The 18,726-nt window shown below is 68.1% G+C and carries 17 protein-coding genes and 1 pseudogene; 4 read left to right on the top strand and 14 right to left on the bottom strand.

What is annotated here, in order from left to right; translation table 11 throughout:
* Window positions 1-15: 15 nt before the first annotated feature.
* The 5 genes and pseudogenes from KUV38_RS15320 to KUV38_RS15305 all read right to left on the bottom strand — a co-directional run bounded on the left by KUV38_RS15320 (window position 16) and on the right by KUV38_RS15305 (window position 5,911).
* Complete coding sequence (locus KUV38_RS15320) at window positions 16-3,168, bottom strand: efflux RND transporter permease subunit (protein ID WP_222470876.1); 3,153 nt, start codon at window positions 3,166-3,168, stop codon at window positions 16-18.
* The gene (locus KUV38_RS15315) at window positions 3,168-4,340 is read right to left on the bottom strand and encodes an efflux RND transporter periplasmic adaptor subunit (RefSeq protein WP_261385251.1); all 1,173 of its coding nucleotides are present in this window, start codon (window positions 4,338-4,340) and stop codon (window positions 3,168-3,170) included. Before KUV38_RS15315 ends, KUV38_RS15320 begins: the two co-directional genes overlap by 1 nt.
* On the bottom strand, window positions 4,337-4,900 hold the full coding sequence (locus KUV38_RS20950; protein WP_261385250.1) for a hypothetical protein: 564 nt from the start codon (window positions 4,898-4,900) through the stop codon (window positions 4,337-4,339). The genes KUV38_RS15315 and KUV38_RS20950 overlap by 4 nt, the downstream gene beginning before the upstream one ends.
* A gap of 70 nt (window positions 4,901-4,970) precedes the next feature.
* Window positions 4,971-5,252: pseudogene (locus KUV38_RS21165) on the bottom strand (hypothetical protein); the annotation flags it as partial.
* Between the two features lie 38 nt (window positions 5,253-5,290).
* The gene (locus KUV38_RS15305; protein ID WP_222470874.1) at window positions 5,291-5,911 is read right to left on the bottom strand and encodes a sulfite oxidase heme-binding subunit YedZ; all 621 of its coding nucleotides are present in this window, start codon (window positions 5,909-5,911) and stop codon (window positions 5,291-5,293) included.
* Window positions 5,912-6,051: 140 nt separating this feature from the next.
* Here KUV38_RS15305 and KUV38_RS15300 point away from each other — a divergent pair, with 140 nt between their 5' ends.
* Both KUV38_RS15300 and KUV38_RS15295 read left to right on the top strand, forming a co-directional pair.
* The gene (locus KUV38_RS15300; protein ID WP_261385248.1) at window positions 6,052-6,747 is read left to right on the top strand and encodes a response regulator transcription factor; all 696 of its coding nucleotides are present in this window, start codon (window positions 6,052-6,054) and stop codon (window positions 6,745-6,747) included.
* 1 nt (window position 6,748) lies between these two features.
* Window positions 6,749-8,017 carry an ATP-binding protein gene (locus KUV38_RS15295; protein WP_222470873.1) on the top strand — a complete coding sequence of 423 codons (1,269 nt, stop codon included), beginning with the start codon at window positions 6,749-6,751 and terminating at the stop codon, window positions 8,015-8,017.
* Between the two features lie 13 nt (window positions 8,018-8,030).
* Here the strand turns inward: KUV38_RS15295 and KUV38_RS15290 are convergent, their stop codons facing one another.
* Genes KUV38_RS15290 through KUV38_RS15275 form a run of 4 tightly spaced genes read right to left on the bottom strand, consistent with a single transcriptional unit; the run spans window position 8,031 to window position 12,710 of the window.
* The gene (locus KUV38_RS15290) at window positions 8,031-9,386 is read right to left on the bottom strand and encodes a TRAP transporter large permease (protein WP_222470872.1); all 1,356 of its coding nucleotides are present in this window, start codon (window positions 9,384-9,386) and stop codon (window positions 8,031-8,033) included.
* 3 nt (window positions 9,387-9,389) lie between these two features.
* Complete coding sequence (locus KUV38_RS15285) at window positions 9,390-9,905, bottom strand: TRAP transporter small permease (protein WP_222470871.1); 516 nt, start codon at window positions 9,903-9,905, stop codon at window positions 9,390-9,392.
* Between the two features lies 1 nt (window position 9,906).
* Window positions 9,907-10,944, bottom strand: coding sequence for a TRAP transporter substrate-binding protein (locus tag KUV38_RS15280; protein WP_222470870.1), 1,038 nt, complete (start codon window positions 10,942-10,944; stop codon window positions 9,907-9,909).
* A 38-nt stretch (window positions 10,945-10,982) separates the two neighbouring features.
* Window positions 10,983-12,710 carry a thiamine pyrophosphate-requiring protein gene (locus tag KUV38_RS15275; RefSeq protein ID WP_222470869.1) on the bottom strand — a complete coding sequence of 576 codons (1,728 nt, stop codon included), beginning with the start codon at window positions 12,708-12,710 and terminating at the stop codon, window positions 10,983-10,985.
* Between the two features lie 107 nt (window positions 12,711-12,817).
* Here KUV38_RS15275 and KUV38_RS15270 point away from each other — a divergent pair, with 107 nt between their 5' ends.
* Window positions 12,818-13,564, top strand: coding sequence for an IclR family transcriptional regulator (locus tag KUV38_RS15270; protein WP_222470868.1), 747 nt, complete (start codon window positions 12,818-12,820; stop codon window positions 13,562-13,564).
* Between the two features lie 24 nt (window positions 13,565-13,588).
* Complete coding sequence (locus tag KUV38_RS15265) at window positions 13,589-14,128, top strand: 2,4'-dihydroxyacetophenone dioxygenase family protein (protein WP_222470867.1); 540 nt, start codon at window positions 13,589-13,591, stop codon at window positions 14,126-14,128.
* A gap of 2 nt (window positions 14,129-14,130) precedes the next feature.
* Here the strand turns inward: KUV38_RS15265 and KUV38_RS15260 are convergent, their stop codons facing one another.
* The 5 genes from KUV38_RS15260 to KUV38_RS15240 are packed head-to-tail and all read right to left on the bottom strand — an operon-like array spanning window position 14,131 to window position 18,726.
* Window positions 14,131-14,898 (bottom strand): SDR family NAD(P)-dependent oxidoreductase, encoded by a 768-nt coding sequence (locus KUV38_RS15260; RefSeq protein ID WP_222470866.1) that lies wholly within the window; start codon window positions 14,896-14,898, stop codon window positions 14,131-14,133.
* 12 nt (window positions 14,899-14,910) lie between these two features.
* Window positions 14,911-16,362, bottom strand: coding sequence for an aldehyde dehydrogenase (locus KUV38_RS15255; protein WP_222470865.1), 1,452 nt, complete (start codon window positions 16,360-16,362; stop codon window positions 14,911-14,913).
* A 21-nt stretch (window positions 16,363-16,383) separates the two neighbouring features.
* Window positions 16,384-17,094, bottom strand: a complete 711-nt coding sequence (locus tag KUV38_RS15250; RefSeq protein ID WP_222470864.1) for an ABC transporter ATP-binding protein — start codon at window positions 17,092-17,094, stop codon at window positions 16,384-16,386.
* Complete coding sequence (locus KUV38_RS15245; protein ID WP_222470863.1) at window positions 17,087-17,815, bottom strand: ABC transporter ATP-binding protein; 729 nt, start codon at window positions 17,813-17,815, stop codon at window positions 17,087-17,089. The genes KUV38_RS15250 and KUV38_RS15245 overlap by 8 nt, the downstream gene beginning before the upstream one ends.
* On the bottom strand, window positions 17,812-18,726 hold the full coding sequence (locus KUV38_RS15240; RefSeq protein ID WP_222470862.1) for a branched-chain amino acid ABC transporter permease: 915 nt from the start codon (window positions 18,724-18,726) through the stop codon (window positions 17,812-17,814). The genes KUV38_RS15245 and KUV38_RS15240 overlap by 4 nt, the downstream gene beginning before the upstream one ends.

Raw genomic sequence — 18,726 nt, 5'->3', positions numbered from 1 at the left:
GAAGGCGGCACCACGTCAGGTCGATGGTGCCGGGCTGGTGGGCGCAGGATCGGCGCGCGCCTCTTCCGGGCGCTGGCTTCGGCGGGAGCGCTTTTCACCGAGCATGAGCATGGCGGGGGTGACGATGAGGGTCAGGGCGGTGGCGAACACCAGCCCGCCCGCGATGCTGGAGCTGAGTTCGACCCACATCTGGGTGGAGGGCGCGCCGTAGACGATTTCGCGGCTGAAGAAGTCGACGCTGACGCCGATCACCATTGGTGCGAGGCCTAGGGCGGTGGTGCCGGAGGTCAGGATCACGGGTCGCAGGCGCTGGGCGCCGGTGCGCAGCACGGCCTCCAGCGGCGACATGCTGGCGCGCTTGAGGTCGTTGTAGGTGTCGATCAGCACGATGTTGTTGTTTACCACGATCCCGGCAAGCGCGATGACCCCGATGCCGCCCATGACCACGCCGAAGGGCCTGCCGGTGACGGTGAGGCCGAGCAATACGCCCGCAATCGAGAAGACGATGGCGACCATGATGGTGAAGGCCTGATAGAAGCTGTTGAACTGGATCAGCAGCACCAGAACCATCATGCCAAGGGCGGCGATGAAGGCGCTGATGAGGAAGATCATCGCGTCCTGCTGGTCCTCCGCCTCGCCAGCGAAGGACCATGTGACGCTTTCGGGCAGGTCCATCGCCTCGATGGCGCCGCGCAGGGCGTTGATCTGATCATTCACCAGAAGGCCGGGGGAGACATCGGCGGAGAGGGTGGTGACCCGCTCCTGATCGATCCGCTTGATGGTGCCGCTGCGCGGGGCGGGGGCGAAGCTGACGAAATTGGTGATCGGGATCAGCCCGGCGTTGGTGGGCACGCGCAGGCTTTCGAGCTCGGCGAGGGAGCGGTCACCGGCGGGGAAGCGCACTTTGATGTCGACAGCCTCCTCGGAGGTGTCGGGCCGGTAGTCGGCCACGGTGATGCCTTGGGTCAGGAGCCGCACCGCCTGCCCGAGCAGCGCCACATCGGCGCCGAAGCGGGCCGCCTCGGAGCGGTCGAGCCGGATCTCCCATTCGACGCCGGGCAGGGGGGTGGTGTCTGTCACATCGGTGAAGCCGCCGATCCGCTCCATTGCAGCGCGGACTTCTTGCACGGCGGCGATCCGCAATTCGCTGTCACGCGAGACAAGCTCGAGGTTCACGGGTTTGCCCTGAGAGGGGCCGCCGGCCTGCACCTGCACCTGCACGTCGATGCCGGGGACGGCGCGCATCTCGCCGCGGATCTGCTCGACGATCTCGGCGGCGGGGCGGCGGGTGTCCCAATCGGTCAGTTCGAGCTGGACGGTGCCGATCACCTCTTCGTCGGCCTGCCGGTTGGAGCCGGTGCGGGCGTAGACGCTGCGCAGCTCGCCGTATTTCAGCAGGCGGGTTTCGACCTGCCGGACGAGGGTATCCTGCTCGTAGATCGAGAAGTTGTCGCGGGCGCGGACCTCGACCTGCACGAAATCGGGCTCGGACTCGGGGAAGAAGGTGATGCCGTTGCCGAGTTGGGCGTAGCATAGGAAGGAAGCGAAGAGCGCCAGAACGGCGAAGATCACGGTGCGGCCGGGGCGGAGGATGGCCCATTCGAGCGCCTTCACGTAGAGCCCGGCGGCGCCGGTCATCTGGCGCGGGTCGCCATGCTCGGCCGCGGCGATCTGGGCCTGTTGCGCGGCGCTCTGGGGCTGGCGCTTGCCGATCAGCCCGCCGAGGACGGGGATGAAGACGAGCGCCATGAAGAGCGATGCCGAGAGGGTGAAGATCACGGTGATCGGCAGGAACTTCATGAACTGGCCCACGGTGGAGGACCAGAACAGGAGAGGGAAGAACACGCTGAGGGTGGTCGCTGTGGAGGCGATGATCGGCCAGGCCATGCGTTTGGCGGCGGCGGCATAGGCCTCTTTCGGGGTCTTGCCCTCGCTCAGAAGCCTGTCGGCCAGTTCGACGGTGACGATGGCGCCATCGACCAGCATGCCGACGACGAGGATCAGGCTGAAGAGCACGACCATGTTCATGGTGTAGCCCATGAAGAAGAGCGCGGTGACACCGGCCAGAAATGCGCCGGGGATGGCGAGGCCGACGAGGATGGAGGAGCGCAGGCCGAGTGCCCAGACGATGACGATCATCACCAGCAGCACGGCTGCGATGACGTTGGATTCGAGGTCGGAGAGCATGGTTTTGACCTGCTTGCTCTCGTCTTGCATGTAGTTGATCTGGACGCTGTCGGGCCATTGCGATTGCGCTGCCGCGACGGCCTGCTTCACGGTGTCGACGGTTTCGATGATGTTGGCGCCGCTGCGCTTTTTGACCTCAAGCGCGAGGGCGGGCTGGCCGTTGATCCGGGCAAAGCTGGCGGGGTCTTCAAAGGTGTTTCGCACGGTGGCGACATCGGCGAATGTCACCACGGTATCGCCGGAGACCTTGACCGGCATTTCCATGATGTCGCCGATATCCTCCACCAGCCCTGGCACCTTGAGCACCATCCGGCCCGCGCCGTTTTCGATGGCTCCGGCGGCGATGAGCAGGTTGTTGCGGCTGATCTGGTTGGTCAGCTCGGTGAAGGAGAGGTTGTAGGTTTCGAACACTGTCGGGTCGATCAGCACTTCGAGCATCTCGACGCGTTCGCCGGCCACATCCACCTCGAGCACGCCGGGCACGCCTTCGAGCCTGTCTTTCAGGTCGTTGGCCAGCGCGTTGAGCGTGCGCTCGGGCACCGGGCCGGAGAGGATGGCCGTGAGGATCGGGAAGAGCGCGGTGTTGACCTCCGTCACCGTGGGTTCGGTGGCGTCGGTGGGCAGCTCGCCTGCGGCGCGGTCCACCGCCTCGCGGACCTTGTCGAGCGCGGTGTCGGGGTCGAACCCGGCGTCGAACTCAAGCTGGACGCTGGCGTGGCCCTCGGCGGCTGTGCCGGTCATGCTGTTGAGGCCGGTGAGTGCGGCCAGCTCGGTTTCGAGCGGTTTGACCAGCAGGCGCTCGGCGTCTTCGGGGGAGATCCCCTCCAGCGAAGTGGAGACGTAGACGGTGGGGATCTGGACCTCTGGGAAGCTCTCCTTGGGGATGGCCTGATAGGTGATGGCGCCGACGGTGAGAATGGCGATGAGCATCAGCACGACCACGCGGGTGCGGCTGAAGGCGGCGTCGATCAGAGCGTTCATCACTCGGTCTCCGCCGCGCTGGTATCAGGGGCTTCGACCTCGGCGGCGGCGACCTCATCCTCATCGGCCACGGGGGCCACGGTTTCGCCCTCCGAGACGAATCCTTGCCCGATGGTGATGATGCGCGCCCGCTCCGGCAGGCCGCTGACCCAGACGCCATCGCGCTGGGCGCGCTCGACGACGACCTCGTGGAAGGCGACCACGTCGCCATCGCCCACGGTCTTGACGCCAAGGCGGCCATCTTCGCTGAGCGAGAGGATCGCCGGCGAGATGAAGTGCGCGGTGACCTGCCCGGTGGGGATGCGGACCTGAACCGAGAGGCCGGAGGCGATGGCGCCATCGGGGTTGGGCACGGTCACCTCGGCGCGGAAGGTGCGGGTATCAGTCTCGGCATCGCGGCTGATGTACTCGATCTCGCCTTCGCGCTCCTCGCCGGTGATGAAGGTGACCGAGGCGGTCAGCCCCTCGCGGATCTGGGCGAGGGCCTGCTGCGGCACCTGAATAACGATGCGCAGCGGGTCGGTATCGAGGATCGTGCCAACCTCGGCACCGGCGGAGGTGAAGGCGCCGATCTCGAGGTCGAGCCGGTCGAGCCGCCCGGCGAAGGGCGCCCGGATCACTGCCGACTCCAACGCCTCCTCTGCTTGCGTCAGCTGCGCTTCGGCGGCGGCGAGGGCGGCGCGGGTCTCGCGCAGGCGGGCGGCGGTGGCGGCCCCGCGCTCGACGAGGGTTTCGGTGCTGTCGAAATCTTCCTGCGCTCGGGAGAGCGATTGGCGGGCTTCCTGAACGCGGGCCTCCAGCTCGCGGGTGCTCAGGCGGGCGATCTCGTCGCCCGGTTCCAGCGCCTCGCCCTTGGCGGCGGAGAGGCTGACCACCTCGCCTGCCATCTGGGCGCGGAGCAGGGCGCGGCGGTCGGGTTGGGCCTGCCCCTCGGCGCTGAAGGTCTTGGTGACCGGTTCGGCCCGGCTGCTGCGGACGCTCACGGCGACCGCCTCGCTAGCGGCGACGGTCTCGGGCGGGGCCTCCTCGGGCGAGGGCAGGATGAAACCGCTGCCCATCCAGCCCACCAGCGCGAGGGCGAGCAGCCCGGCGACCCATTTGGACCGTGCCGAGCCGGGCTCGTCGCGGAATGTCAGCTTATCGGGCTCGGTGCCGCGTGCGTCATCGGTCATCGTGAATTCTCCTTGCGCGGCACGACCATGCCCTGCGCATCATCCAGGCCGACCATTTCTGCACTCTCGTTCCACAACCGGTTCTGGGCCTTCAGGTTCCGCGCCAGAGTGGACGGTGCGGGGAAGGTCGGCAAGCCGTTCACCAGCGAAACATAGACGCCCTCGGGCGGAGAGAGCCTGCCGGTGGCCACATCGGCCAGCATCCGGCCGGAGTGCTCGGGGGTGTTCATGTTGAATTCCGGCACGAAAAGGCCGATCGCCGGAAAGAGGGTGCGGGTCAGGCCCTTGATCGCCAAGCGGCGCAGGGGCGAGGCATCGCCGCCGCCCGCCCCGCCGGTCAGCCCGGGGTTGAAGGCGATCACGTCGATCCGGCGCTGCTCCACGTCCGGCTGACGGGCGAGGGTTTGCGCCGTCATCAGGTTGCAGAGCTTGGAGGCACAGTAGCCGCGCGTTCCGGTGCCGCCGCCGCCGGGCGTGGGATGCGCCCATTCGGAAAGGTCCAGCTCCTTGGGCGCGAGGCGTTTGAAGGGCGGGTTGTGCATGTTGCTGGAGGTGATCACCAGCCGCCCGCAGAGGGCGAGGCGGGGCAGGAGCAGGCGGGAAGGGATAGTGGGCGAGGTGGTTGACGGCGAAGGTGAGGCCGTAGCCCTCGGCGCTGACCTGACCGGCCTTGGAGCCGTGCAGCCCGGCATTGAGCAGGAGCACGTCGATGCCGTCACCGGCCAGACGGCGCTGCACCTCGGCGGCGAAGGCGCGGGTGCTCTGCAGCGAGGCCAGATCGAGCGGGAGCACCTCGACCCCGGCGGGCACGGCGCGGCCCTCGCCACGGGCGCCGAGGATGATCCGGGTGTCGCGCTCCTGCGCGAGCAATTCCAGCGCTTTGGCGCCGAAGCCGCTTGTGCCGCCGGTCATCACGATGACCTTCTGGCGGAAGGCCCTGTCATCGAAGCTCATTTGGTTTCCTTTGCGGTGGGGATGTCGCGACGCGGGCGGAGTAGCCAGATGCGGAGCCGATACGCTTCCAGCGCGGCCAGGGGGCTGAAGAAGAGCGCGGCAGGTGCGATGCCTCCCCAGTCATGGAGGGCGGCCCAATGGAGGGCGGTGAGCAGGGCGGCGAGGTAGACGAAGCGCTGGAGGGTCTTCCAGTGCCGTCCGAGTCGGCGCATGGCGGCGTCGGTAGAGGTGGCGGCGAGGGGGATGAAGATGAGGAAGGCGAGCCAGCCGGTCCAGATCTCGAACCGCGTGGACTCGCTCAGCACCGAGGCCAAGGCCTGCCGGTCGAGGAGGTAGACCAGCGTGTGCAGTGCGCCGTAGCCGAAGGCCGCCACGCCGAGGTAGCGCCGGTGCTTCAGCAGCCAGCGCGGGCCGCGCCATCCGCGCAGCGCCAGTGCGAGTGGGCTGGCCAGCATGGCGGCGATCAGCAACCAAGCCGAAAGTTCGCCAGATATGTGGAGCGCCTCCGAGCCGGCCCCGATCTTTCCGCCGCTACGCGCCAGCCCGATGAGGATGGCGGCGGCGGGAAGCGAGAGGGCCAGCCAAAGGGGGAAGGGGTGCAATCGGGAGAGGGGCACGTGGGGCTCGCGGAAGGCTCGTTTGGTGGAGCCATCTCTAGCCGGTTGAATGTCAAGCGCCGTCAAGCTTGTGTAAAGTTGGGTAAAACATGGCCTTGGGGCCGTGTTCACAGGCTATGGACGGGCCGAATGCGCAGAGGATGACGCAGGTGATCAAGGTTCTGCTGGTCGATGATGACGAGGAGCTGACGACCCTTCTTCGGGAGTATCTCTCGGACGAGGGCTACGAGGTTGCGGCCACCTCCGACGGGCGGGAGGCGATTGGGGCGGCGGTGGAGGCAAGGGTGGATCTGATCGTGCTCGACATCATGATGCCGCGGATGAACGGGATCGAAGTGCTGCAGCGCATCCGCGCGCAGAGCGAGGTGCCGGTGCTGATGCTCACCGCACGCGGGGATGACACTGACCGGATCGCCGGGCTCAACCTTGGTGCGGATGACTACGTGCCGAAGCCCTGCTCGCCCGGCGAGCTCTCGGCCCGGATGCGGGCGATCCTTCGGCGGGTGCGGCGCCTGCAGGAGGTGGCGGCGAGCGATCCGATCCGGGCAGGGCGGCTGACGCTCAATCCCGGCAGCCGGACGGCGGAGTGGGATGGCGAGGCGATCAGCCTGACGGGCACCGAGTTCAGCCTGCTGGAGGTGCTGGCACGGCAGGCCGGTGAGCTGGTGTCGAAGCAGGACATCTCGCGGCGTGCCTTCGGCCAGCCGCTCACACCGTTCGACCGGCGGATCGATGTGCATATCTCGAGCGTGCGTCAGAAGCTGGGGTGGCGCGCCGATGGCCAGTCGAGCATCCTGTCTGTTCGGGGGCAGGGCTATCAGCTTCTGGTGGACTGACATGCGCGGCCTGTTCCTGAAATCTCTCGTTGTGATCGCCGTCTCGGTGATTGGCTCGATCGTGGGGATGATCCTGATCCTGAATGCCTTCGAGGCCTCACCGGTGCTGCTGAAACTCGAGGAGGACCGGCGGCAGGTGGCGCTCGACCTGACAGAAGCCGTGCTCACGGATGAGGGGCCGGAGGCGGCGATGCGGTTTGCCGAAGTCTCGGAACGGGCGCGGCCGCTTGGCCTGCGCCTCACGCAGTTGGGGGTGGGAGACTGCGCCGAGGGTGCGGGGCCTTATGAGCAGTTGGTGGACAGGGCGGGCGGGTGCTACCGGCTTTCGACCGAGCCGCCGGCCCCGTTTGTTTCCTACAGGTTTGCGCCGATCATGCTGGGCCTTGCCGTGCTGGCCTCGACCGTGCTGGCGGCGGCGCTCTTGGCCCGAAACCTCGTGAACCCGGTGATCCAGCTGCGCGACGGGTTGCGTGCGCTGGCGGATGGGCGGTTCGACGTGCGGATCGCTGCGGCGCTCGCGCATCGGAAGGACGAGATTTCGACTTTGGCGGGTGATTTCGACCGCACGGCGGTGCGGCTGGAGGAGCATCACGAGGCCCAGCGGCGGCTGTTTCATGATGTATCGCATGAGCTGCGCTCGCCGCTTTCGCGGTTGCAGGCTGCCACGGGGATCTTGCGCAAATCGCCCGCCCGTCTGGGCACGATGCTGGACAGGATGGACCGTGAGGTGGAGCGGCTGGACGAGCTGGTGGGCGAGGTGCTCACGCTGGCGCGGCTCTCGGAGCGGGTCGATGCCCCGTTGCAGACCCAGGTGCTCGACCTGATCGACCTGCTCAACGCCATCCTCGCGGATGCGGCCTTCGAGGCGGCGGAGCGGCGGGTGACGGTGACCACCGACCTGCCGGGCAGCTTCTTGGCGGAGGTCGAAGGCGAGTTGGTGTATCGCTCGTTGGAAAACGTCATTCGCAATGCGGTGAAGCACACCGCCGAGGGCACATCGGTGACGGTGGAGTGCGCGGAGGTGGGGGGCAGGCTGAGCATCAGCGTGACGGACGAGGGGCCGGGGGTGCGCCCGGAAGACCTTGAGACGATCTTTTACCCCTTCGCCCGTGGGTCGGGTGCGCCGCAAAGGGGCGGATATGGCTTGGGCCTCGCAATCGCGCGCCGCGCGATCGAGCATCACGGTGGCCGGGTGCGGGCGGAGCTGCCGCCATCCGGTGGGCTGCGGGTGGTGCTGGACCTGCCGAAGCAGCCGGGGAAGGCGGGCTAGGCGACTGGCGCTGTCATGAGCCGACCAGCCCCGGCAGGATGAACACAAGCCCCGGCACCGCCAGCAGCAGGGCCACGCGCAGCAGTTCGGCGACAAAGAAGGGCAGCACGCCGAGGAAGGTATCTCGCATCGGCACGTCGGGCGCCTGCGCCGAGATGATAAAGACGTTCATGCCTACGGGGGGCGTGATCAGGCCGAGTTCGACAACGATCAGCGCAAGGATGCCGAACCAGATCTTGAGGTCTTCAGTCGTCATCCCGAAGGGGCTTTCGGCCGCGGTGGCCCAGTCGCCGCCGTTGATCTCCACCAGCACGGGCCAGAAGAAGGGGATGGCGAGGAGGATCATCGACAGGCTGTCCATCAGGCAGCCCAGCAGGATCAGGGCGGCCAGCAGCAGGATGAGGGTGGTCATCGGGGCGAGGCCGGAGTTTGCCATCATCTCGGCCATGACCTGCGGCACGCCGCCCCGGGCCATGAAGATCTTCAGCAGTTCAGCGCCGAGCAGGATCAGGAAGATCATGCCGGTGGTGCGGGCGGTCTCCAGCAGGGCTTCGCGGGTTTCCACCAGGGTCAGCTTGCCGCGCAGCAGGCCGATGAGGGCGACCATGACCACGCCCACGGCGGCGGCGGGCGTGGGGTTGAAGAGGCCGAAGTAGAGGCCACCGATGACGGCGGCGAAGACCACCAGCACCGGGGAGATCGCCAGCGTGGCCGAGACCAGCTCGGCGCGGGAGGCGCGTTGGCCGGAGGGGCCGGAGCCGGGGGCGAGGGTGGTGTAGGCGAGGATCGTCAACAGGAAGAGCGCCACGGCGATGAGGCCGGGCAGCAGGGCGGCCATGAACATGGTCACCACGTTGGCCTCGACGATGATGGCGTAGATGATCAGCACCACCGAGGGCGGGATCAGGATGCCCAACACGCCGCCCGCCGCGATGGTGCCGGTGGCGAGGCGGTCGGAGTAGCGATACTTCTTCAGTTCCGGCAGGGCGACGCGGCCCATGGTGGAGGCGGTCGCCAGCGAGGAGCCGCAGACCGAGCCGAAGCCCGCGCAGGCCGCGATGGCCGACATGGCCACCCCGCCGCGCATCCAGCCGAGCCATGCGTTGGCGGCGCGGAAAAGGTCGGCCGAGAGCCCGGTGCGCGAGGCGATGGCCCCCATCAGCACGAAGAGCGGCACCACCGAGAGGTCGTAGTTGGAGAATTGCGCGTAGGCGAGATCCTTGAGTTGGCTCAGCACGATGGGCCAGCCGTTGAGCACCGCCGTGCCTACGCCGCCGACGAGGATCATCGCGTAGGCGATGGGGATGCGGATGGCGATGAGCGCCACGAGCACGCCGAGGCCGGTGAGGCCGATGGTCAGGCTGTCCACGGGTCAGGCGCTCCGCTTGGATTTCAGGGCCGCGATGGCCTCTGTCAGGGTGATGAAAGAGGCCAGCAGCAGCAGGGCGAGCGAGGCCAGAACGGGCACAAAAGCCCACCAGATCGGAATTTCGAGGATGCCGGTGAACTCGGTGTAGGTGCGGTAATCGACCAGCCCGAGCCACATGCGCCAGATCAGCAGCACGCTGAAGGCGAAGGCCACCAGCGCGGCGAGCAGCGACATCAGCGCCACCTGCCAGGGCGAGGCGCGCATGGTGAAGATATCGGCGGAGACATTGGCGCCGACCAGCTGGCAGTAGGGCAGGAAGGCGAAGACGGCGACGGCGGTGCCCATCTCGGTCAGCTCGAAGTCGCCGGGAAAGGGCGCGTTGGCGAGCCAGCCCGCGAGGATCGACCATGCGTTGACGGCGACCACGGCAAAGAGCACAAGGCCGCCGAAGAGCGCCCAGCCCTCGATCAGGCGTCGCGCGGGCCTGAAGCGGCCCGCGCCGGGGGTTTCACCCGTCATCTCAGTTGGTCTGCATGTTCTGGCCGACCAGCTCGACCGCCTTGTCGTAGAGCGCCTGCCCGTCGATGCCCTGACCGTTCATCTCCTCGATCCAGCGGGTCACGACGGTGGACATGGGCTCCTCGAAGGCCGCCCATTCCTCATCCGTGAGCTGGATGTGGGTGTTGCCCGCGCCGGTGGCGACCTCGATGCCGTGGGCATCGGCATTGGCCCAGACCTCGCCCACCTCGGCATGCCACGCCTCGTCGGAGGCTTCGCGGAAGATGGCCTGAATGTCTTCTGGAAGGCTGTCCCACTTGGCCTCGTTCATCAGCACCGAGAAAGAGGTGGTGCCGAAGCGTTTACCGCCCGGGCCCTCGATCTGGTAGTCGGTGACCTCGTGGATCTTGAGGGCGGGGATGATCTCCCACGGGATCAGCGCGCCGTCGATCACCTTTTTGGAGAGCGCGACCGGGATTTCGCCCACCGCCGTCTGTACCGGCGAGGCGCCGAGGGCCTCAAGCACCCATGAGCCGGTGCGCGAGGGGATGCGGATTTTCTTGCCGGCGAGGTCGGCGGGGCTACGGACCTCTTCGGAGGCCATGTGGATGGCCTGTCCCTGGTGGACGTGCTGGAACATGGGCACGACGCCCTGGAAATCCTCGGCGAGGAACTCGTCATACATCGCCAGCATGGCCTTGTTCACCGCCGCGTTGTCGCCGCGATGCACGCCTGGAAGCTCGAAGACCTCGGTGCGGGGGAAGGCCCCGGCGGCATAGGCGTTCACGATCCAGACGAGGTCGACCACGCCGTCACGAGCCTGACGCGGAAGCTGAGGCGGCTTGCCGCCGAGGGTCATGGCCGGGAAGATCTCGATCTTCACGCGGCCCTCGGAGGCCTCCTCGATCTTCTTGGCCCAGGGCTCCAGCATCTGGGTGTGGGCGGGGGCCTTGGGGCTGAGGAAGTGGTGCAGCTTGAGCTGGATTTCCTGCGCGAAGGCCCCGCCGGTGGCAAGGGCGAGGGCCACGGCAGAGGTGGCGAGCGTTCTGACAAAAGACATTGGTTCCTCCCTGATTGTCTCTGTTTGCGGGGCGCCGGTTAGTGCGGCGCGGTTCGTGCGATGGCGATGTTGAGCAGCACCTGCCGCCGCTCGGTGGTGGCGACCGAGATGGCGCGCTCCAGCGCGGCGGGCAGGTCGGCGCCGTCGGTGACGGTCTCGGTATGGGCGCGGCTGGCCCCGGCGGTGCGGGTGAAGTCGGGGCTTGGGCGGAGCGAGGTGAGCGGCACCTCGTTGGAGGCCCGCGCGGCACCCTTGGGGTAGAGCCCCTCGACCGAGTGCCGGACCGCGCCCCACTCCTCATTGTTCAGCACCAGCACGATCACCGGCACCTCATGCGCCTCGGCCACGAGGTGGCAGGCGGTGGGGTTAGCGAACATGTAGCTGCCGTCGCCCATGGTGGCGAAGGTGAGTCTGTCGGGGTGGGCCATCTGCGCGCCGATGGCGGCGGGCAGGCCCCAGCCGAGGCCGCCGGAATGCGGCTCCTGAAAGTAGCTGTCAGGCTCTTGCAGATCGAGCGGCATGAGCGGGCAGCCGAGTTCATGAAAGACGGTGGCGCGGCGGCCTTGTTCGGCCTGTGCTCGGATGGCGCGGCCAAGGCAGAGGCTCACCCATTCCTTGCTCATGGGGCTGCCTGCGCCGGTTTCGGCTTGCGCTACGGCCTGGCCTCGGGCCTTGGCGGCGGCTTCGGTGATGCGGGTGCGGCGGGCCTCGATCGCGTCGGGCTGCTGCGGTACGCCCATCGCCTGCGCCAGACCCTCGATCACCCGGTCGGTCGGGCCGGAGAGGGTGATGGCGGCGGGAAAGCCACGCACGGGGGTGCGGGTAAAGAGCGGGTCGGGCCCGGCCATGATTACGGTGGCATCCTCGCGCAGCGTGACCTTGTCGGGGAACCACGGCGCCAGCGCGTCGAGCACCAGCACGACATCGGCCTCGGCCAGCCACGGGCCAGGATCGGCGCCCACCTGCATGGGGTGGGAGAGCGGCAGGGCGAGCTGGTTTGACCAGTAGTGCGAGAGCGGCAGGGCGTGGGCCTCGCAGAGGGCGGAGAGCGCGGCGAAGCCCGCCTCGCTGCCTGCGCCGCGCTGGGCGATGATGAGGGGGTTTTCGGCCTTGGCGAGCGCCTCGGCGGCCTCAGCCAGCGCCGCGCTGTCGGGGGCGGTGCGCACCGGGGCGATGCGCGAGGGAGCCTCCAGCCCGGCCTGCGGGCAGGGCTCGCAGAGCACCTCGCGCGGCAGGCTCAGGTATACCGGCCCGCGCGGGGTGGAGTTGGCGATGGCCCATGCGCGGTCCATCAGTTCGGCGATCTGGTCGGGGAAGCGCAGCTCGTAATGCCACTTGGTGGTCTCGCGGATCAGAGCCTCCTGATCGAACATCTCCTGACCCCAGCCGATGGGCACGGTGCGGGCGCCGAAGCGGCTGTGCTCGGTGACGGGGGTGCGGCCCGACATCACGATCATCGGGACCTGATCGCACCATGCGTTGATCGCCGCCGTCGCGCCGTTGGCGAGGCCGACGTTGGTGTGCAGCAGCACGGCCTGCGGGCGGCCGGTGACCTGCCAGTAGCCATGGGCCATGGAAACGGCGGCGTGTTCGTGGGGCACGGTGACGGGCGTGGGCAGGTCGAGCCCGGCGCGGCGGGCCTCCACCAGCCCTTCGATGATCGGCGGAAAGTCGGTGCCCGAGTTGGCAAAGACATAGTCCACGCCCAGCGCCTTCAGCTTGCCGAAGATCGCGCCGCCGGCGGTGATGGTGGGGGTGTCTTTCATGCGTGCGCCCTGCTGCCTGTCTCACATTTCACTATTTGAGATTCTGTTTGCAGATAGTGAGGCAGCGCGGCAAGGTGAGTCAATGCTCGCTGAGGGAGACCGCCTGCATGGCCACGCCGATCAACCTGTCTGTCATGAAGGCCTTCGACGCGCTGGAGCTGTTCAACGAGGCGCGGGCCGAGCTGACGGCGGAGGTGGTGGCGCGGGAGTTGCGGCTCTCTCACGCGACGGCGCACCGGTTTTTGGCGACGCTGGAGGCCGCGAGCGTGCTGACGGCAGTGCGGCGCGGGGTGTACGCTCCCGGCCCGCGCCTCGCCCGGCTGGGGCGGATGGCCGAAGACCTCGCCCCGCTGCCCGCCAGCCTGCAAGCCACGCTGGACCGGCTGCGGCAGGGGTTGGAGGAGTCGGTGATGGCCTGCCGCTACACCCCGCGCGGGCCGCTCTGCGTGGCAGTGAGTCAGGCCGACAGGCCTATTTCGGTGAACATCCGCACCGGCACCACCCTGCCGATGCTGAGCACCGCGCAGGGCCGGTTGTTTCTGGCCGGAATGGCGCCGCGCGACCGGAAGAACTGGGCCATCGGGCAGAGCGTGGCGCAGGCGGCGCTTGCCGAGGTGGAGCCGCTGCTGGAGGGCATCCGCGCCGAGGGCCATGCGCTGAACCGGGGCGACAACGAGCCTGATATTGCCGCCGTCTCGGTGCCGGTCATCGCGGGCGGGCGCACGGCGCTGACGATCTCGGCCTTCGGCACATTGGGGAGCTTTGGCCTGGAGGTGCAGGAGCGCGCCGCGCGCCTGCTGAAGGAGGCCGCCGCAGAGTTGGCGCAGGATATCGGCCCGACGAAAGATACCTAGGAACCCCAAGGGAGGAGAGACGAGATGAAAGACGACGACAAAGGCGGCAGCGAGTTCTGGCGCGATCTGAAGCCGATCACCAAGGTGTTTCAGCCCGATGCCTCGCCGGAGGTGTACCTGCCGAACATCGCCGATGACGACATGCGCTACTACGTGCCCTTCACCGAGACGGTGTTCTCGAAGCCGGTCTGGATTTCGCCCAGCAAGAACCAGTGGTGCGATGTGCTGATAGCGACGGGGCCGGGGCTGGTGAACCGGCATTACCACCCGCATGAAGTGTTCGCCTACACGATCTCCGGCAAGTGGGGCTACCTCGAGCATGACTGGATCGCGACGGCGGGCGACTTTGTGTACGAAACGCCGGGCGAGGGGCACACGCTGGTGGCCTATGAGCATGAAGACCCGATGAAGGTGCACTTCAAGGTCACCGGCCCGCTCATATGGCTGGACGAGGACGGGGAGCCGGACGGCTACTTTGACGTTCACCAGTACATCGCGCTTTGCAAGGAGCATTACGAGAAGGTCGGGCTTGGCGCCGACTACATCGAGAAGCTCTTCCGCTAGCATCAGACCGACATGCCGCCATCGGCCATGAGCGCATGGCCGGTGGTGAAGCCCGATTGGGACGAGGCGAGGTAGAGGATGGAGGCGGCGATCTCATCCGCCGTGCCGTGGCGGCCCATCGGGATCATCTCGTTGAAGAACTCCGTGCCGTCGCGGCCGATCTCGGCGCCCAGCCCGTCTTCCACCGCCTTCTGAAAGCCGTTGTCCACCGGGCCGGGGGCGATGGCGTTGACCCTGATGCCGCGCGGGGCGAGATCCTTGGCCAGCACGCGCATAAGGCCGGTCAGGGCGTGTTTAGCGGTGATGTAGGCATAAACGCCGGGATCGCCCCGGGTGGCGGCGACGGAGGAGGTGAGCACGATGCTGCCCCCCTGCCCCATGTGCGGGACGGCGTGTTTGGCCAGCAGGAAAGCGCCGCGCACGTGGACGGCCATCACGCTATCGAACACCTCGGTCGGGTAGGCCTCGATGGGGGCGACGGTGCCGAAGATGCCCGCGTTGGAGACGAGCACGTCGATCCGGCCGAAGCGGTCGACGGTGCGGGCAACGGCGCGGCGGACCTGAGCCTCGTCGGTGACATCGCAGGCGAGGCGCAGCACCCCTGCGGCCTCGGCGCCAAAGGCCCGCTCGCAGGCTTCGTCCAGATCGGAGAGGTGCAGATCCACCAGCGCCAGATGCGCGCCCTGCGCGTGCAGCATCCGCGCGGCGGCGAGGCCGAGAGAGCCCGCGCCGCCGGTGATGAGGCAGGTCTTGCCTTGGAGGTCGAACATGCCGAGCGCCCCTCAGATCGGGTAATGCGGAGTGCCGTCCTGCACGGTGATCCAGCGCAGGGTGGTGAACTCCTCGATCGCTGCCGTGCCGCCGAAGCGGCCATAGCCGGAGTCCTTGACCCCGCCGAAGGGCATTTGCGCCTCGTCGTGGACGGTGGGGCCGTTGATGTGGCAGATGCCGCTCTCGATCCGCTTGGCGACGTTCATCGCGCGCACGGTGTCCTCGCCGAAGATACAGGCGGAGAGGCCGTATTCGGTGTCGTTCGCTACGCGCACCGCCTCGTCGATAGAGCCGACGCGGACCACCGAGGCGGTGGGGCCGAAGCTCTCCTCGGTGTAGATCCGCATGGCGGGGGTGACATGGTCGAGCAGGGTAGCCTGCATCAGCACGCCATCGGCCTGACCGCCGGCGACGAGCTTGGCGCCCTTGTCCTGCGCGTCGCGCACGAGGCCCATGATCCGCTCCACGGCGTTTTTGTCGACCACGCATCCCAGCGGCGTGTTGCCCTCGCGCGGGTCGCCCACGGCGAGGGTGCGGACCTTGGCGGCGAGCTTCTCGACGAAGGCATCGGCGATGGCCTCATGCACCACCAGCCGCTCGGTCGACATGCAGATCTGGCCTTGGTTCATGTAGGCACCGAAGGCGGCGGCGGCGACGGCCTTGTCGAGATCGGCGTCGTCCAGCACGATCATCGGGGCCTTGCCGCCCAGCTCCAACAGCGCTGGCTTCAGGTGCTCGGCGGCCAGTTTGGCGATGATCCGGCCCACGCGGGTGGAGCCGGTGAAGTTGACCCGGCGCACGGCAGGGTGGGCGATGAGCGCCTCGACGATATCGGCGGCGTCATCGGGCGCGTTGGAGATGACGTTGAGCACGCCTGCGGGCAGCCCGCCCTCCTGCATTGCTTCGACAATCAGCGCATGGGTGCGGGGGCTGAGCTCGGAGGACTTCATCACCACGGTGTTGCCGCAGGCGAGCGGCATGGCCAGCGAGCGGACGCCGAGGATGACGGGCGCGTTCCACGGCGCCATCGAGAGCACTACGCCGGCAGGCTGGCGGATGGCCATGGCCATCGAGCCGGGGCGGTTGGAGGGGATGATCTCGCCCTTGATCATGGTGGTCATCGCGGCGGCCTCGCGCAGCATGCCGGCGGCCAGCATCACGTTGAATCCGGCCCATGCGGCGGTGGCGCCCAGCTCCTCGGCCATCGCCACGGCGATATCGCCCTTGCGGGCCTCGAGGCTGTCGGCGGCGGCCATCAGCAGGGCGCGGCGCTGGCCGGGGCCGGTGGCGGACCATTCGGGGAAGGCGGCGGCGGCGGCATCGGCGGCGCGCATCGCATCGGCCACGGTGGCGGCGGCGGCCTCGGTGGCGACGCCGCCAGTCAGCGGGTTGTTGCGGGCAAAGGTGCGCCCGCCCTCGGCGCTCACCTTCTCGCCGGCGATCAGAAGTTCAAGCACGCTCATGGGGTTCTCCTTGGCTTTGGGTCACGCGCTGCCGCCCAGAAAGGCGCTTTGCACCGCATCGTCTGTCATCAATTCTTCGGCCGATCCCGCGCCGGTGATCCGGCCTGCCTCGAGCAGGTAGCCCCGGTCGGCGTGGCGCAGGCTGATCTTCACGTTCTGCTCCACGATCAGCAGGCCCACCCCGGTGGCGCGCACGCGAGCGAGCGCCTTGAAGAGGTCGCCCACCACGATGGGGGCGAGGCCGAGGCTCGGCTCGTCGAGCAAAAGGAAATCGGGCCTGGACATCATCGCGCGGCCCACGGCCACCATCTGCTGCTCGCCGCCCGACATGGTGCGGGCGATCTGCCCGCGCCGCTCCGCGAGGCGGGGGAAGATCTCGAAGACCTGCGCCAGTGTCTCCTCCTCGGAGGCACGGGCGCGGGGTGGTGTGGCGCCGAGGCGGAGATTCTCCTCCACCGTCATCTGGCCGACGATGCCGCGCCCCTCGGGCACCAGCGCGAGGCCCTTGCCGGTGAGGGCGTGGGCGGGCAGGCCGGTGAGGCGCTCGCCGTTCATCCGGACCTCGCCCGAGGCGGCGGGGACCATGCCCGCCACCGCCTTGAGGGTGGAGGACTTGCCCGCGCCGTTGGCGCCGAGCACAACCACCACCTCGCCCTTCTCGACGGTCAGGCTCACGCCCTCCACCGCGAGGTGCTTGCCGTAGCGCACGGTCAGGCCGGAGAGTTCAAGCATGGTCGTCTCCCAGGTAGGCCTTGATCACGGCAGGGCGGGCCAGCACTTCGGCGGACGGCCCCTCGGCGATGACCTCGCCTGCGCTCATCACGATGCAGCGCGAGCAAAGGGCGCGGACGGCCTCCATGATGTGCTCGACCAGCAGCACGGTGATGCCCTGCCCCTGAAGGTGGCGCACCAGCTCGATGCCGATGGAGAGCTCGGAGGGGTTGAGGCCTGCAAGCCATTCGTCGAGCAGCAGGATATCCGGCTCGGAGGCCAACGCGCGGGCCATCTCCATGCGTTTCTGGTCGATGTAGGTGAGGTTGCCCACCTGCTCGCCGCCGCGGCCCGCCAGCCCGACGAAGGCGAGCTTCTCTTCCGCCAGATCGCGGGCCTCGCGGCCCCAGTGGCGCTTCTTGCCGAAGGCCAGCGAGAGCATGACGTTTTCGCCCACGGTGAGGGTGGGCAGGGGGCGGACGAGCTGGAAGGTGCGGGCGACGCCGTGTTTGGCGACGCGGTGAGGCTTCATCCGGGTGATGTCGGTGGTGCCGACCTTCACGGAGCCGCCGTCGCAAGGCAGCGCGCCGGAGATCATGTTCATCACCGTGGTCTTGCCCGAGCCGTTGGGGCCGAGCAGACCGACCACTTCGCCGGGCGCGAGGGAGAAGGACACGTCCTTCACCGCGACAAGCCCGCCGAAGCGCTTGTGCAGGTGGCTCAGGTGCAGCTCGGCGCTCATGGCTTGCCCCTCCCGCGCAGGTCTTCGAGCTTGGCCAGCACGCCCTGCGGCATGACGAAGACGATGAGGATGAAGAGCAGCCCAAGGATGATCGAGAAGTGATCGGGGAAGCTGACAGAGAGCCATTCGAACAGCAGGAAGAGCGGCACCGCGCCCACCAGCGGCCCCCAGAGGCGCATCGCGCCGCCCAGCAGGGCCATGATGAGGGTCATGAAGCTGACGGTCGGATTGAAGACGATGGAAGGCTCGATATAGGTCCACCGCGGGGCCTGGATGGCGCCGACGAGGGTGATGAGCGTGGCGGAGATGACGAAGAGCGTCAGCTTGATCCGGGTCACGTTGATGCCCGCGTGGGCGGCGACCGTCTCGTCATCTCCGATGGCCTTCAGCGCCAGCCCGAGCCGCGAGCGGCCGATGGCCCATGAGATCAGCAGGGTGACGGCGGCGAGGGCGAGGAGCTGCCAGTAAATGTGCCGCCCCTCGAAGGGCAGGAACACGTAGCGGCCCATGGTGTAGGTCACGTTGACCTCCCACCAGCTCACCGTCTGGCGGACCAGCTCGGCGAGGCCGAAGGTGAAGATCACAAAGTAGACGCCCGCGAGCCGCAGGGTGGAGAGGCCGACCACAAGGGCCATCGCCGCGCCGATGCCACCGGCGCAGAGCAGCACCAGCGGGTAGGGCAGCACCTCGTTCAGCACGGCGACGGTGTAGGCGCCGACGCCGAAGAAGGCGACGGTGGCGAGCGAGACGTAGCGGGTGGGGCCGGAGAACAGCGCCCATGCGGTGGCCAGCGCCACGTAGCCTGTCATCCCGAGCAGCACGCCTGTCCAGTAGTCGGGGATGAAGAGGGGCGCGGCGGCGAGGGCGGCGAGCACCACGGCGGCGAGGGCGAAGGCGAGGGGTGTCTTCAT

The sequence above is a fragment of the Vannielia litorea genome (genome assembly GCF_019801175.1).
Lineage (GTDB): Bacteria > Pseudomonadota > Alphaproteobacteria > Rhodobacterales > Rhodobacteraceae > Vannielia > Vannielia litorea_B.
The sequence above is the reverse complement of the archived record's forward strand: the minus strand, read 5'-3'. Positions and strand labels throughout refer to the sequence as shown.

Coding starts and splice junctions, on each gene's coding strand:
- KUV38_RS15320 (WP_222470876.1), bottom strand. CDS start 3,168: ATGAACGCTCTGATCGACGCCGCCTTCAGCCGCACCCGCGTGGTCGTG.
- KUV38_RS15315 (WP_261385251.1), bottom strand. CDS start 4,340: ATGACCGATGACGCACGCGGCACCGAGCCCGATAAGCTGACATTCCGC.
- KUV38_RS15300 (WP_261385248.1), top strand. CDS start 6,052: ATGACGCAGGTGATCAAGGTTCTGCTGGTCGATGATGACGAGGAGCTG.
- KUV38_RS15295 (WP_222470873.1), top strand. CDS start 6,749: ATGCGCGGCCTGTTCCTGAAATCTCTCGTTGTGATCGCCGTCTCGGTG.
- KUV38_RS15285 (WP_222470871.1), bottom strand. CDS start 9,905: ATGACGGGTGAAACCCCCGGCGCGGGCCGCTTCAGGCCCGCGCGACGC.
- KUV38_RS15280 (WP_222470870.1), bottom strand. CDS start 10,944: ATGTCTTTTGTCAGAACGCTCGCCACCTCTGCCGTGGCCCTCGCCCTT.
- KUV38_RS15275 (WP_222470869.1), bottom strand. CDS start 12,710: ATGAAAGACACCCCCACCATCACCGCCGGCGGCGCGATCTTCGGCAAG.
- KUV38_RS15270 (WP_222470868.1), top strand. CDS start 12,818: ATGGCCACGCCGATCAACCTGTCTGTCATGAAGGCCTTCGACGCGCTG.
- KUV38_RS15265 (WP_222470867.1), top strand. CDS start 13,589: ATGAAAGACGACGACAAAGGCGGCAGCGAGTTCTGGCGCGATCTGAAG.
- KUV38_RS15260 (WP_222470866.1), bottom strand. CDS start 14,898: ATGTTCGACCTCCAAGGCAAGACCTGCCTCATCACCGGCGGCGCGGGC.
- KUV38_RS15255 (WP_222470865.1), bottom strand. CDS start 16,362: ATGAGCGTGCTTGAACTTCTGATCGCCGGCGAGAAGGTGAGCGCCGAG.
- KUV38_RS15250 (WP_222470864.1), bottom strand. CDS start 17,094: ATGCTTGAACTCTCCGGCCTGACCGTGCGCTACGGCAAGCACCTCGCG.
- KUV38_RS15245 (WP_222470863.1), bottom strand. CDS start 17,815: ATGAGCGCCGAGCTGCACCTGAGCCACCTGCACAAGCGCTTCGGCGGG.
- KUV38_RS15240 (WP_222470862.1), bottom strand. CDS start 18,726: ATGAAGACACCCCTCGCCTTCGCCCTCGCCGCCGTGGTGCTCGCCGCC.